Below are 14,327 nucleotides of genomic sequence, written 5' to 3'. Positions count from 1 at the left end.
CAAGGTGACGCTCGTTTTCGTCATCGCGATTTTTGCCATCAATGTTTTCTTCCACCGCCCGGTCTTGGAGTCGTTCTTGTTTGCGCTGGCACTGGCCGTGGGCATGACGCCGGAGCTGCTGCCGGCCATCGTGAGCATCACGCTGGCACGCGGTGCGAAGCGCATGGCGGAGGACCAGGTCATCGTACGGAGGCTGTCCTCGATTGAAAATTTTGGCAGCATGAACGTGCTCTGCTCTGACAAGACGGGGACGCTCACGGAAGGGCGAGTCAAGCTGCTGGGGGCTTATGATGCGCAGGGCAGCGCCAGCGAGCTGGTGCGACTGCATGCCGTGCTGAATGCCACGTTTGAAAGCGGCTTTACGAATCCGATTGATGCGGCACTGCGTGCGGAAGACGGCATTGATCTGAGCGCCTTCAGCAAGTCTGATGAAGTGCCCTATGACTTCATCCGCAAGCGTCTCAGCGTTGTGGTGGAGCATGCGGATGCGGCACGACGCCATGTCATGATCACCAAGGGGGCTTTTGCCAATGTGCTGGCGGTTTGCACCAAGGTGACCACGCCGAAGGGGGATCGACCCATGGCGGAGTTTCATGCGGAGCTGCTGCAACGATTTGCTGACTACAGCAACGCCGGCCATCGAGTGCTGGGAGTGGCCAACCGTGATGTGACCGACGATCCTGTGATCAACAAGGATGACGAGCAGGACATGACTTTCACGGGGTTCCTGCTGTTTGATGATCCGCCCAAAGCGGGTGCGGCTGAGGCGATTCAGGAGCTGCGGCAGTTGGGCGTGGACTTCAAGGTGATCACCGGAGACAACCGCCTCGTGGCCCAGCGTCTGGGCACGCAGATGGGGATTGCGAGACCGGAGGTGCTGACGGGTGAAGAGTTGCACAAGATGAATGATGCCGCGCTGATCAATCGTGTGAGCGAGGTGGACATCTTTGCGGAAACGGAGCCGAACCAGAAGGAGCGCATTTTGATCGCGCTGCGCAAAGCCGGGCATGTGGTGGGTTATCTGGGTGATGGCATCAATGACGCCTCCGCGCTGCATGCGGCGGACGTGGGCATCTCGGTGGAGGGAGCGGTGGATGTGGCCAAAGAAGCGGCGGACATCGTGCTGCTGCAGCATGATCTGTGTGTGCTCGCGCGGGGTGTGCGCAATGGGCGCATCACGTTTGCGAATACGCTGAAATACATCTTCATCACCACCAGCGCGAATTTTGGAAACATGTTCAGCATGGCGGGAGCATCCCTGTTCCTGCCTTTCCTGCCGCTGCTGCCGAAGCAGATTTTGCTCAACAACTTCCTCTCCGACCTGCCTGCGCTGACCATTGCCACGGACAACGTGGATCCCGAGCAGGCGCTGAAGCCACGGCGTTGGGATCAGAAGTTCATCCGGCGTTTCATGGTGGCCTTCGGCCTCGTGAGCTCGGTGTTTGACTACCTCACCTTTGGGGCGCTGCTGGTGATGCTGCGCGCCAGCGAGGCGCAGTTTCAAACGGGCTGGTTCATCGAGTCACTCATGACGGAGCTCTTCATCGTCATGGTCATCCGTACTCATCGCTCGATCTTCAAGAGCCAACCCGGCCGCATCCTCACCATCGCCACACTCGTCGTCGCCGGCAGCACCATCGTGCTGCCTTACACCGCTCTTGGCGCCATGTTTGGCCTTGTGCCCCTGCCCTGGTATTTTATGGTCACGCTTGTGAGCATCACCGCACTCTATTTGCTGACCAGCGAGGTGGTGAAGCGAGTGATGTTTGCGAAGCTGGAGCAAGCGGCAGCGCCCCATTAATCATGGCGGTTTCGCAGGAGACGCCGTGAGCAGATCAGACCGGGAATCATGGGCAGCCAGAAGCTGAGGCCACGGAACAGGATCGTTGCTGACAGGCCGGCAGAGAGCGGCGTGCCGATGGTGCGGCCACGCCGCTGATGCCGCCGGAGGGAAGCGCCTGATCCACAAAGAGCATGGCAAGACTCAGCTCAAAAGATTTGCCCAAGGATAGCCCCTGCCCGCCCGCGCTGAAGACCACGCGCCACACGATGCCGTGCAACCAGGGTATGCATGACGATGCTTCCACAGGCTCCTATGGGAGCGAATCTTCAGACTCCTCCGGTCTGTTTAGTTCTGACATGCGCTTTAGATGGAAGCGCCTGTCTGTGCCGTCAATCGCGAAACCTGTCTTCAGTGCGCAGCGCTGTGGTCGAGGGACAGCATGACATAGATGCCGTAGATGGCCAGCAGGAGGAAGCCGCGGAAACGGCCGATGTAGCCGCCGGGGCCGGGGATGATCAGCAGGGTGGTCAGGGCACCAAAAAACAGGCTTGGCATGATCTCAGGCACGTTGACTTTGTAGGGCTGGATCAAGGCGGCGACGGAGGCGATGAAGAAGGCATTGAAGATGCTGCTACCTAGAATGTTCCCGAGGCCCACATCATGATGACCGCGCATGCGGGCAATGAGCGTGGTGGCAAGCTCCGGGGTGCTGGTGGCGACGGCCACGATGACTGCACCGACGATGAAGGGACTCCAGCCGAGGGCGAGTGCCACGGCCCTGCCGCCATGCACCACGAACTGGGCCGCACCGATGAGCAAGAGAAGTCCCATCAGACTGAAGCCCACCATCCGGGCCACGGGGACCTTTTCCACCGACGCGGCACGCATGGCAGCGTGAGCGCGAGCATGAGAGATCACCACCAGCAGCCAGACGAAAAAGATGCCCATCATGATCATGGCATCCGAGCGAGAGAACCAGCCGTCCAAAAGCAAGGCGTATACAATGCCCGGCACCAGCAGGGAGACGAACCAGTCCCGCAGCACACCGCTGTCCTCCGCCTTCATGCCGGAGAAGGACAGAACCAAACCGAGCACGAGGGAGACATTGACGACATTGCTGCCCAGCACATCGCCGAGGGAGATCTCCGGCACGCCATCGTGCGCGGCATGGATGGCGACCATGAGTTCCGGGGCGGATGTCCCGAATGCAGCGACGGTGACGCCGATCACTGCCGTGGGCCAGCGAGCCCAAGCGGCCAGCCCGACGCCGCCTCTCACAAAAAGCTCACCGCCAAACCAGGCGAGCACGACACCGGCGACGAGGTACAAAATGGCTTCATTCATAGAGGTGAAGGGTTGTGGCCCCACCCCTCGTCAACAGCCCTCATTGCGGCAAGTGCGAACGCCGCGTCTTTTTGGAATGGACAGCTTCAGGGGGGGATATGGGGCCCAGTCCTCTTTGCTCCTAGATTCTTGCTCACTTCCCTTTTCCCAGCACCGGCAAGACCCGATCGGTGATCTGCTGGCTGAGCAGTTGATAGGCCTGCGACTGCCAATGGAAATTGTCGCCAGCGGCGAGATCAAGGTGCGCGGCCAGCAAGGCGTAGGCGTCGATCACTTCGATCCCCTCCTGCTTCATCACCTGGGCGGAAAGCGTGTTGAGCCGCAGCACCACGTCGTTCTTGTCGCCAAAGGCGGTGACGGGTTTATCGGGCGCAGGACGCGCGGCTGTGTGCGGCGTGGTCATGAGGTAGAAGATTTTTGCCTGCGGTGCGCCGGTCTTGAAGCAGCGCGTCAGCTTCTGCATCCGCTCCAAGACGAGAGCGTCAGAGACTTTGTCCGGCGTCCAGCCCAGGGAATGCAGGCCGTTGTTGAAGACCACCGCGTCAAACTTGAACCGTCCGGCCATCTCCGTCAGCGCCTGCTCGGGCACGTCACCGCCCACGAAGTGGACGCAGTGGAAGACATAGACGTGCTGCTTGAGCATCTCGGCAATGAAAGGGCCGCTGTAGCCCATCGAGATGGAGTCGCCGTAGATCAGCACTTTGGGCCACTCCGGGTGCTCGATCTTCGGAACGTCCAGCGCCCAGCCTTTCCCGGCCACCGCGCCGCGTGGAAACGCGCCAGTTGTCTCCTTCTTCGAGACGTAGCTATAGGCGGGTCCGAAGACCTTCACGGCATGCACCGTCACCGGCATGGTTTTGGACTTCGCATTGTCGTTGCGCCCGATCCACATGGGTTCGCCATTTGGGACGAGTTCCATGAAGCATTTTTTGATAGGGGCGTCATCGATGTAGAAGGTGGCCATGCCGTTGCGCACGGCCATGGTGAAGGTGACGGGCTTGTTGATCTCCGGTTCGTTGCGGCCATTGAGCGCGCCGCCGACCATGAGGATCTTGTTCACGACGGAGTTCACCTGCCGCGCATAGTAGGGCTTGTCCTTGTAGTTGAAGAACATGGCAAAGCCGTCGTCCTTGTCGCTGCTCTGTTTGTTCATCAAGGTGAAGACGGCATCCTGTACCAGGGCATCGAGCGAAAGGGTGACCTGCACGGTGAAGTTCTTCTGATCAGGAAAAGCTTCCGCAGGCACGGCAAAGGATGCGCCATCGCGCAGCTTCACCACGCCGTCTGCTTTTTCCACTGTGCCCGACTTTTGCGCGGCAGGAATTTCGTTTTTGGACAGATCCCATAGAGCGGGCTCATCGGCGGCGGATGCTGCGCCCGTGAATGAGAGCAGCAGGATGGTGAGAAGTGTGCGTGTGTGGATCATGAGCGTGTACTACTTGGTCGCCTTGGCTTCGGTTTTCCTGAGCGCCGCAGCCCAGCGGATGCCCTCCAGCACGTGCTGGCGGACGAAGGGGGTGCCCAGTGAGCGCAGATCGTGGCCGAACTCGGTGTAGAAAAAGCGGCCGCCTGCCTCTGGTGCGTGAGTCCATGCGATGGGATGATCCGCGCCCATGGGCTTGCCGCCGCGGGTTTTGAAATAGTCGCGCACGGGTGTGTAGGTGCTCTCATCCACGCGCAGCAGGACTTGGAAGCCGGGCTGGCCGGTGACGGAGAGGTCGTGATTGGTCCAGTCCGCCTCGATGAAAAATTCCGCAGGCTGGCCTTTCACGGCGGGATGATCTTTTGCAGCGGGATCGACGATCACTTTTGCCTTGGAGAAATCCGAGTCGCTGTTGAAGTCGCAGCCACCCAACTGGTTCAGCCATGGCCAGCCGGTTTGATGCACGAGCGCCGCATGCAGGCCGACGACTCCTTTCTTCCCGCTGGCAAACCATGCCTCCACCGACTGCCGCTGGGCCTCGGGGATGATTTTATCGAGTTCATTGGCGTTGTTGAGCAGCAGCACATCGTACTTGGCGATCACCTGCGGCACGAGGTCTTTCGGGCTCTCGGTGATGTCCACATCGAAGCCGTTTTCATGGCCGAGCAGCACCAGCCAGCGGTTGATGGCGGGGATGTCGGGATGGCGGTAGTAGGCGGTGGCAGAGAAGACGAGGACCTTCATGCGGTCGCCACTGGGTGTGGCGGGCGCAGGGGTGTCGTGAGCGAAGGTGAAGCTGGTGAGGGCGGCGAGGAAGAGGAGAGTGAAAGCGCAGTGAGTCATGGGGGAGGACATCGGCTGGTGGGTGGAATGAGCTTCCGGACCGGCTGAAGCCGGGACTACAATACGAAGAGGCAGAAGGCGGAGGTGGGGTGGTGATTTGGGATCTAGACCTTGAAGCGAGGCGCTGTGATCGAGGAGGAGGATGATGGTGTCCGTGCGCGTGTGCGCGGTCAGTTTAGCGCTGGCCGATGACGCTGAAATCGAGATCGCCTTTGCCGGCATCGAGGCCGGCGCGCATGGCGGCGGCGGTGCAGTCGAGGGCGGGGGTCTTGAGCATCGCTTCTGCTGCGAGTTCGCGGGCGAAGTCGGCGTCCTTGAGCATGTTGCGGAGGGCGAAGTGGGGCTCGAAGTCGCTCTTGATGATGGCGGGGAGCTTCATGCCGATGAGGGTGGAGTAATTGGCATTCGACTCCAGGGCTTCGTGCAGGCGTTCGAGCGAGATGCCGTTGGCCTTGGTGATGTCGGCCGCTTCGGCGACGGCTTCGACGATGACGGCGGAGACGAGGTTGGTGACGATCTTGAGGACCATGGCTTCACCGATGGCCCCGAGAGGCAGGATCTTGGCGGCACTGGCTTCGAGAACAGGCCGGGCGCGCTCAAGCAGCAGATCACTGCCGCCGATGTAGTAGCAAAGCTTGCCGTTCTGTGCGGCCATCTTGCTGCCGGTGAAGGGGGCATCCAGAAACGCCGCGCCGGTTTCTTCGACGAGTTGGGCGGCCTGCAGCGTGGCTTTTTTGCTGACGGTGGCGTGGTTCATGACGAGATGGCCGGCCTTGAGAGCGGGCTTCATGTCCTCAATCGCCTCGATCAGCGCCGCGCTGTCGCGCACGAAGATCTGGATGATGCCAGCCGCCTCGGCCACTTCATGTGGGGAGGCGAGAAAGTTTGGCACGGGGCGCGCGCTGCGGCTCCAGACAAACACCTCATGCCCCGCCTTGCGCAGATTGTCCGCCACACGACTGCCGATGATGCCGAGCCCGAGAATGCCAACGTTTTGTTTCATGCCCACGCCCTTAGCGCGCATTTGCCAGAGCGCAACGGATGCCTCTGGTCGTCCGCCACCATGGGGTGGATTCCCCATGGCGGTTGTTGTGATCCAATTTATGGTCTGCCATGCAGGTACTTTCACCGCTCATCTGGCACGCCGCAGAACCTGAAAAAATTGTAACAACTTTGGAGACCGACGCACAGGCCGGACTGAGCGGCAGCGAAGCATCCGAGCGCCTGAAGCAGAATGGGCCGAATGAGCTTCCGGAGGACAAGCACAAGCCGCTGTGGCGGGTGTTTGCCTCGCAGTTTGCGAGTCCTTTGATCTACATTCTGTTTGTCGCTGCGGTGATCTCCTTTGCGATGGGACATGCCAGTGATGCGGTGGTGATCCTGATCGTGGTGCTGATCAATGCTCTCATTGGGGCCGTGCAGGAAGGACGAGCGGAGCATTCCATGACGACGCTGCGCAAGCTCTCGGCGCTGAAGGTGCGAGTCATTCGGGATGGCAAGGAGTCGATCATTGAGGCACGGGATTTGGTGCCTGGAGACATCCTTTTGCTGGGAGCAGGAGATCAAGTGGGTGCGGATGCGCGGCTGCTCGAAGCAGCTGCCCTGGAAGCCACCGAAGCCGAGCTCACGGGGGAGTCGCTGCCGGTGGTTAAACACACCGAAGCGGTGCCTGAGGACGCGGGTCTGGGTGACCGCAGGAACATGATTTACTCCGGCACGCATCTCACCGCAGGCCGTGGTCGTGCGGTGGTGGTGGCCACGGGGCTGCAAACCGAGGTGGGAAAGATTGCCAGCATGACGACGTCTGCGGAGCAACCCAAGACACCGCTGGAAGTGCGGCTCAAGCAGTTTGGGAACTGGCTGGTGGTCGCCTCCATCGTGCTATTTGTCTTGATTCTCGGCTTTGGCCTTCTGCGCGGCATTCCCTTTGTGACCATTTTCATGGTGGCCATCAGCCAGATGGTTTCGATGGTGCCGGAGGGACTGCCGGTGGCCATGACGATCGCGCTGGCGGTGGGCATGCAGCGCATGGCGCGGCGCGGAGCCATCGTGCGGCGACTTGCTGCGGTGGAGACGCTCGGATCCACCAGCATCATCTGCAGTGACAAGACCGGCACGCTAACGAAGAATGAGATGACCGTCACCCGGTTGATCCTGCCCGATGGACGGCAAATCGAAGCGACAGGGGCAGGCTATTCGCCCGAGGGCAAGCTTACCGGCGACGGTCATGACGATGCTGCGGTCAGGGCTTTGCTGGAAGCCATCACGCTTTGCAACGATGCCAATCTGGCACCACCCGATGGGGAGGAAACGCGCTGGCGGCCGCTGGGCGATCCTACTGAAGCCGCGCTGCTCACGCTCGCACATAAAGGTGGAGTGAAACCTGACACGCTGAGCCAGGAGTGGCCACGCGTGGCGGAGATCCCCTTTGACTCCGCCGAGAAGATGATGGCCACGCAGCATGAGCATGATGGGAAGTGCCGGGTGCTGTTCAAGGGGGCGCCTGAGAAGCTGCTCGAACTCTGCGACCCTGCGACGCTGGATCTGGCCAAGCTTCAGCAAACGTCCGACGAACTCGCCGCGCAGGCCCTGCGGGTGCTTGCCGTGGCGGAGGTGTATGATGCTCCACTCGATGTGAAGGCAGGCTTTGAACCGTGGCGCGGCCGGCTGCGCTTTCTCGGGCTGCTGGGACAGATGGATCCACCGCGTGAAGAGGTGAAGGCGGCGGTGGTCGAATGTCTGGCGGCGGGCATCCGGCCAGTGATGGTGACCGGAGATCACAAGGCCACCGGGCTTGCGATTGCAACTGAGCTGGGCATCGCAAAGCCGGGTGACATCGCCGTGGACAGTGCCGAGCTCGAAGCGATGTCAGATGACGAGCTGCGCGGCAGCCTGGACCGCATCTCCGTTTTTGCGCGGGTGCATCCGGCGCAGAAGCTGCGCATCGTACAAGCCTTCCAGTCGCAGAAGCAGGTCGTGGCCATGACAGGTGACGGCGTGAATGATGCACCGGCGCTGGCCGCTGCGGACGTGGGCGTGGCCATGGGCATCACCGGCACAGAGGTGGCCAAGGGTGCGGCGAAGATCGTCATCACGGATGACAACTTCGCCACCATCGTGAAAGCCATCGAGGAAGGGCGGCTGGTTTATCAGAACCTCAAGAAGGTGGTGCTGTTCCTGTTTGCGACCTCCATTGACGAAGTGGCCATCCTGCTGCTGGCCTTGCTGTGTGGCTACCCACTGCCGCTGGCGGCGGTGCAGATCCTGTGGATCAACATCGTGACCGAAGGAGCGGTGACGGTGAACCTGATCATGGAGGGGCTGGAGGGCGATGAAATGCGCCGCCAACCCACACCGAAGAATGAGCAGCTCATCACAGGACCGATGCTGCAACGGCTGCTGCTCATGGTCATCACCTCGGTGGTGGCGGTCTTTGGTTTCTTCATATGGAGGCAGTCCACCGGAGTGCCGTTTGCCCTGGTGCAGACGGAGACCTTCACACTGGTCGCCGTGGTCCAGTGGTTCAATGTTCTCAACTGCCGCAGCGCCACCAAATCCTCGATCAGCCTCGATGTGCTACGCAACCGGTGGCTCGTCGGTGGACTGATCCTGGGCAACGCCCTGCACATCCTCGTCATCTACGATGCATCGATGAACCGCATTTTCCACACGGTGCCGATCCCGCTGGCGGACGTCGCTCTCCTCGGGCTCATCGGCAGCAGCGTGCTGTGGGTCGAAGAAATCAGGAAGTGGCGCGTACGGCGCCGACTGGATCAAGGAGCCGGTGCAGCGTGATCAATGACCTCCGCGTGGTAAACCACTGGCTGCGGCGAGCGATTTCGCAGTTCAGCAAGGAGGCTCTTGAGCGCCGCATCGCGCCGTTTGCTGGTCAGCAGCGCGGTGATCTCGGGTGTCACTTCTGCCAAGGCCGGCAGCCGTGAAGCATGGCGCTCAAGGACGATGATGAGATGCCAGCCGAGCTGGGTCGGCACGGGCTTGCTGAGCTGGCCGACTTTGAGCGTTTCGACCGCCGCGATGAAATCCGCAGGCATGCGCTGCTGCGTGAACCAGCCGAGATCGCCGCCAAGATTTTTGCTGCGATCGTCCTCGGAATGTTCCTTCGCCAGTTGCGCAAAGATCTTCTCCTTTGCCAGGAGCTGGCGCTGGATCTCGCGGATCTCTGCTGAGCGGTCTGGCTTCGCTGGGTCATGGCGGGTGAGGAAAATGTGCGCCGCGTGATGCGCCTGCGGAATGCGCAGCGTCTCTTTGAATTCGTCATACCAGGCGCGCAGGTCCTGCGGCGTGACCACTTTGAAGCGAGTCTGAATTTCCGCCTCAATCCATGCTTCGTCGAGCTGAGCGTCGTTGATCCGGGCTTCCAGCGATTTTGGCGTGAGTTGTTGGGCGGCCAGGCGTTTGGGAAACTCCGCCGCGTCGGCAAACTGCCGCTGCATGCGCTCCGATTCACGTTTCACCGCGTCTTTTAACAAGCCGGTGTCGGGCCCGCTCCTGCTGCGGCAGGAACGCAGGAGGCGATCGTTCACCAGATTCTCCAGCGCCTGCCAGCGTGTCTGCTTGCGCGCCTCTGGGGCGAGACTGGCCCATGCTGCATTGTGCTTCCAGAGCTGTTCCCGCATGGCAGCCTGCAGTTCATGCCGTGAGATCGGCAGGCCATCCACTTCCGCAGCCACTCCCCCGCCCTGCCCCTGGATCAGCATCGCATGCAGCGGCCCTTTGAAGGCGTAAAGGTCAGCCAGAAGGTAGCAGACCGCCACGCATGCGACGGCAAGCCGCCACGGAAAGGGCTGGAAGGAACGAGACATCAGAATTTGCAGCGTAGGACCGGCCCGCCCGTTGGCAAGGCAGCGCTTTGGATGAAAATTTAGTGGCTCACGACCGCTCAAATGCTACGTTTCCATAATTTTCATAAAATAAACCTAGATTTATTGAGTGATTATCATAAATTTCACACAATCATGACATTCCGAAGTCTCATCCCCTTGGTATTTGCGGCCTGCACCCTCACGGCAACGGCTGCAACCGTCAGTGTGACCGGACTGGACAACAATGGCAGTGCGATTGGCGAATATGTCATCGGCGGCCAAACTTACTGGTGGTTCTGCATTGAACCTGGCGTGCCTGCTTTGAGCAACCAGACCATCACCGCAGACACTTTGTCGCTCCAGAATGGCTGGACCGTGCAGAACATCGAACGCGACAACATCTACCAGTCCGATCCCCTTTTCTATTCCGGCATCGTTCCGAAACAGGTCGCCGTGATGGAGTACGTCCTCGACACGTACCTGCCGTGGGACACCCTGGCTGGAGCCTCGGGACGGTTCCTGGAGCAGAGCGGCGACTACAATGACTTCGGCAATAACGACACCTTCTTTAATGCGATGTTCGCCATCCAGGACTTCCTCTCGCAGACTGCGGGCAAACCGCCGAAGTCGGACTTCACGGACATGAGCGACTACCTGGACTACTTTGCTCCCCTCGGCACGCCCACGGGTGACGCCCGCTCTGCGCTTTTCCAGAGCATCCTGAGTGACGTCGCCTCCATGGATACCCCGGGCTTCTTCGACAGCTACGTGGCCCAGCACCAGTACTTCACCGTCAATACCTACTACAATGCGGCTGACCCGAACAACTGGCAGGATGGCCTTGTGATCGGTGGCTTTACCCCTGTCCCAGAGCCCGGCGGTGCCCTCCTCGTCGCGAGCTGTGGCATCGCATGGACACTGCGCCGTCGCCGTCGGATTCGCTGAAGGTGGGCTGCGGATATCAGCGTCCGCTCCGCAGCGCCTCAAACCATGACTGAGTGAACTGCGGATGCAGCCTGCCGTAGAAGGCCACGACGAGAAGGGTCTTCTCCTTCACTTTGGGAAACTGCGCCACCGCGCGCCAGAGCCCCTCATCGCCCATGAGCAGGCGTGAGGCGATGGAATTGAAATCCTCTTCCTGACTTGCCTGCGCATAGGCGTGTAGAAAGCCTGCCTCCTGCAGGGCCGCGTCGAGCTGTCGGGATGCTTTTTGCTGCTTGATCGCCTGCACCCCGCTGCCGAGATAGCGGAAGTCAGGTGGATTGATCTCCTGCCAGCGCTTTGTGTCGAGGTGCTGAGGCAGATTGCGCAGCAGGATGCTGGAAAACTCCGCATGGAGAATGCCCTCCAGCGCTGCATCCGAGGCCTTGCCTGAGTTTGCGAGATAGACCACGTTGCGGGAATTCGTCCCGCCCGTGGGCACGCCACTGTAGGCCAGACCGCCCACCACATAAACCCGCTGCAGATGGGTCCGCAGCACGACGGCAGGGTATTTGGCCAGCGCCCGCGCCACCAGTGCCTGAGATCGCTCGCGCTGTGCTGGGTCCAAGATCGTCGCCTGAGCATTCACTTTGGCGGTCAGCCAGCTCTGCGGAAAGATCTCTGGTCCTGTCGCGTCAAAGCTCACGACGGGGCCATTCCCCTGATTGCCATCTATTGCGGGAACTGGTGCAGCAATGAAGTTGAGGCAAAGGAGGCAGATCAAGCGAGTGTTCGTCATGGAGTCGTGAGAACGTCTCACGGCCAGCGATCCTTAAACTCGAAACGAGCAGGCTGTTTGGGGATGGGACTGCCCACGTCTCTGTCTTACAAATACCTGACTTGTGAGTCTATGCTCATTCTAGAAAGTGTGCCACCAACGATAAAAGCCGTCTTTTATGCACTGCATCTTCATGAGAACCCTGCTTTCCAAGGTGCCGCTTGGAGCTTGGGCGATGGTGGCTTGGATGCTCACGCTGTCTGCATCGGGGCAGGACCTGCAGTTGCAGATCGTGCCGGTGGTGAATGGTCAGGCGCTGCGGTTGGATGAACAGCTGGCGCTGGTGGATGCGGCCCAGGTGACGCGACTTGATTGCCTGCTCTCAGGGCTGGCTTTGCAAAAGGAGGACGGCACCTGGCTGGAATCGAAGGACTGGTTTGCGTATGTGAGTGCTGCGGCGGGTCGGCAGACAGCGAAGGTTTCGGGCATGCCTGCGGGCGAGTACAAAGGGATCCGCTTTCGCATCGGTGTGGATGAGACGACGAACAAATCGGACCCAAATGGTTATGCGCCGGATCATGCGCTCAATCCTCAGGTCAATGGCCTGCACTGGGGCTGGCAGGGGGGGTATATTTTCATGGCGCTGGAGGGCCGGTTCCTGAAGGACGGCAAGGAGAACGGGTTCTCGTATCACATCGCGAATGCGCCGCAGTTGATGACGGTGGAGGTGCCGGTGGCCTTTCGTGGAGGGCGACCGCTGACACTGGCGCTGGAGTTTGATGTGCAGCGAGCGCTGGCGGGAATCGACTTTGCCAAGGATGGGACTTCGACGCATTCGCGCGAGGGCGATGCACTGGCGGCGGAGCTCAAGACGAACATCGAGCAGGCGTTCCGGGTGCGCAGCATGAACTACGATGTGTATCAGACACCGACGTTTGCCACCAAGCCAGCTCCCCTGCCCGCCGGCACCCATGCGCTGACACCGGCGATGACGCAGCGTTTTCCACAGGTGCAGCTGCCTGCTGATAATCCGCTGACGCAGGAAGGCGTGGCGCTGGGACGGCAGTTGTTTCACGACGTGCGACTGTCGGTCAATCAGACGCAAGCCTGCGCTTCCTGCCATGATCAAACGCGTGCCTTTGCCGATGCACGGCGTTTCAGCCTCGGCGCGGAGCAGCAGATGGGGAAGCGCAATGCGATGCCTTTGTTCAATCTGGCCTGGCAGCCGTCTTTCTTCTGGGATGGCCGTGCCGCCACGCTGCGGGAGCAGGTGCTGATGCCGATCCAGGACGCGCATGAAATGAATGAGACGCTGCCCAACGTGATCTCCAAACTGAGTGCGGATCCGGAGTGTATGCAGGCGTTTGCGAAGGCGTTTGGCTCCGCAGAGATCACGCCGGAGCGCGTGGCGAAAGCGCTGGAGCAGTTTCTTCTGACGCTCGTCTCGCAGGAATCACGCTTTGACCGTGCGGCACGCAAGGTGGCGGAACTGAGCGAGAGCGAGAAACGCGGGCTGCAGCTCTTTGTGACGGAGTTTGATCCCAAACGCGGGCTGCGCGGTGCGGACTGCTTTCACTGCCATGGCGGCACGCTGTTCACGAGCCAGCCGTTTGCCAGCAACGGGCTTGAACTTGCGGATGATGACCTCGGCCGCATGGTGGTGACGAAGAACGCCGCTGACCGAGGGAAATTCAAAACACCGAGCCTGCGCAACGTCGCTCTCACGGCACCGTACATGCATGACGGCCGCTTCAACACGCTGGAGGAAGTGGTGGAGCACTATAGCAGCGGAGTGCGACGCAGCACCACGCTGGACCCGAACCTGGCCAAGCATCCGGAGGCCGGCATTCAACTTACAACGCAGGAAAAAGCGGATCTCGTGGCGTTTCTGAAGACGCTGACGGATGAGAGCTTCGCGGGTGCCGCGACCGCCTCACGTTGAAGCGGATATCAACAAATCAGAAACCATGTTTGTGGTGGTTACCCCGCAAGGATTCGAACCTTGAACGAGAGAATCAAAATCTCCTGTGTTACCATTACACCACGGGGTAGGAGGTGCGCCGAGCGCGATATTAGAGCCTCATTTCCGCTGTGCAAGGACGGCTTGGCGCTGAATTAAGCAGTTCAAAGGAGATTTGCAGCGTATCCCGTGGGGCGATGGGCGGCTCGACCTAGGGTTTGATTCACTTTTATCGCCATTGGGCGAATGACGCTCCAAGCCTTGAATCTACTCGGCTCCAGCTCCTAAAGATATCCTTAGAGTGTTGAAATTATGGAAATACGAATTATTTATTCTTGCAATGTTAACCATATTTACCATAATAGCTTTGTAATTTAAGAAAATCATTATGAAGAAGCTCATCCTCATCCAAAACGATTATCCTGGCACCGGCAAGAGCACCCTGGCGCTCT

10 protein-coding genes and 1 tRNA gene are annotated in these 14,327 nt (G+C 60.1%); 4 read left to right on the top strand and 7 right to left on the bottom strand.

The window, feature by feature from the left end; genetic code table 11:
• A partial coding sequence (locus ACIREA_RS12805) for a cation-translocating P-type ATPase (RefSeq protein ID WP_397382665.1) occupies nt 1-1,801 on the top strand: 1,801 nt, incomplete at its 5' end.
• A gap of 390 nt (nt 1,802-2,191) precedes the next feature.
• Here the strand turns inward: ACIREA_RS12805 and ACIREA_RS12800 are convergent.
• The 4 genes from ACIREA_RS12800 to ACIREA_RS12785 all read right to left on the bottom strand — a co-directional run bounded on the left by ACIREA_RS12800 (nt 2,192) and on the right by ACIREA_RS12785 (nt 6,396).
• Nucleotides 2,192-3,127: a sodium:calcium antiporter gene (locus ACIREA_RS12800; RefSeq protein WP_397382664.1), complete on the bottom strand. Its 936-nt coding sequence runs from the start codon at nt 3,125-3,127 to the stop codon at nt 2,192-2,194.
• Nucleotides 3,128-3,260: 133 nt separating this feature from the next.
• A complete protein-coding gene (locus ACIREA_RS12795; RefSeq protein WP_397382663.1) occupies nt 3,261-4,553 on the bottom strand; it encodes an SGNH/GDSL hydrolase family protein in 1,293 nt (430 codons plus the stop codon).
• 9 nt (nt 4,554-4,562) lie between these two features.
• Nucleotides 4,563-5,393 (bottom strand): ThuA domain-containing protein, encoded by an 831-nt coding sequence (locus tag ACIREA_RS12790; RefSeq protein ID WP_397382662.1) that lies wholly within the window; start codon nt 5,391-5,393, stop codon nt 4,563-4,565.
• 175 nt (nt 5,394-5,568) lie between these two features.
• Nucleotides 5,569-6,396 carry an NAD(P)-dependent oxidoreductase gene (locus tag ACIREA_RS12785; RefSeq protein ID WP_397382661.1) on the bottom strand — a complete coding sequence of 276 codons (828 nt, stop codon included), beginning with the start codon at nt 6,394-6,396 and terminating at the stop codon, nt 5,569-5,571.
• A 110-nt stretch (nt 6,397-6,506) separates the two neighbouring features.
• Here ACIREA_RS12785 and ACIREA_RS12780 point away from each other — a divergent pair, with 110 nt between their 5' ends.
• Nucleotides 6,507-9,188: a cation-translocating P-type ATPase gene (locus ACIREA_RS12780; RefSeq protein WP_397382660.1), complete on the top strand. Its 2,682-nt coding sequence runs from the start codon at nt 6,507-6,509 to the stop codon at nt 9,186-9,188.
• Here ACIREA_RS12780 and ACIREA_RS12775 read toward each other — a convergent pair.
• Nucleotides 9,167-10,216 carry a peptidylprolyl isomerase gene (locus ACIREA_RS12775; protein WP_397382659.1) on the bottom strand — a complete coding sequence of 350 codons (1,050 nt, stop codon included), beginning with the start codon at nt 10,214-10,216 and terminating at the stop codon, nt 9,167-9,169. The genes ACIREA_RS12780 and ACIREA_RS12775 overlap by 22 nt on opposite strands.
• A gap of 153 nt (nt 10,217-10,369) precedes the next feature.
• On the opposite strand from ACIREA_RS12775, the gene ACIREA_RS12770 reads away from it, so the two are divergent.
• Nucleotides 10,370-11,161, top strand: a complete 792-nt coding sequence (locus ACIREA_RS12770; RefSeq protein ID WP_397382658.1) for a hypothetical protein — start codon at nt 10,370-10,372, stop codon at nt 11,159-11,161.
• Nucleotides 11,162-11,177: 16 nt separating this feature from the next.
• Here the strand turns inward: ACIREA_RS12770 and ACIREA_RS12765 are convergent, their stop codons facing one another.
• Nucleotides 11,178-11,936 (bottom strand): hypothetical protein, encoded by a 759-nt coding sequence (locus ACIREA_RS12765; protein ID WP_397382657.1) that lies wholly within the window; start codon nt 11,934-11,936, stop codon nt 11,178-11,180.
• A 172-nt stretch (nt 11,937-12,108) separates the two neighbouring features.
• On the opposite strand from ACIREA_RS12765, the gene ACIREA_RS12760 reads away from it, so the two are divergent.
• Nucleotides 12,109-13,857 (top strand): MbnP family protein, encoded by a 1,749-nt coding sequence (locus tag ACIREA_RS12760; protein WP_397382656.1) that lies wholly within the window; start codon nt 12,109-12,111, stop codon nt 13,855-13,857.
• Between the two features lie 35 nt (nt 13,858-13,892).
• On the opposite strand, the gene ACIREA_RS12755 is transcribed toward ACIREA_RS12760, so the two are convergent.
• Nucleotides 13,893-13,966 (bottom strand) — tRNA-Gln (locus tag ACIREA_RS12755).
• Nucleotides 13,967-14,327 lie beyond the last annotated feature (361 nt).

Origin of the sequence: Prosthecobacter sp. (genome assembly GCF_044373815.1) — a bacterium.
Taxonomy (GTDB): domain Bacteria; phylum Verrucomicrobiota; class Verrucomicrobiia; order Verrucomicrobiales; family Verrucomicrobiaceae; genus Prosthecobacter.
Note: the sequence above shows the minus strand (reverse complement) of the source record. Positions and strands in the feature narration are given on the sequence as shown.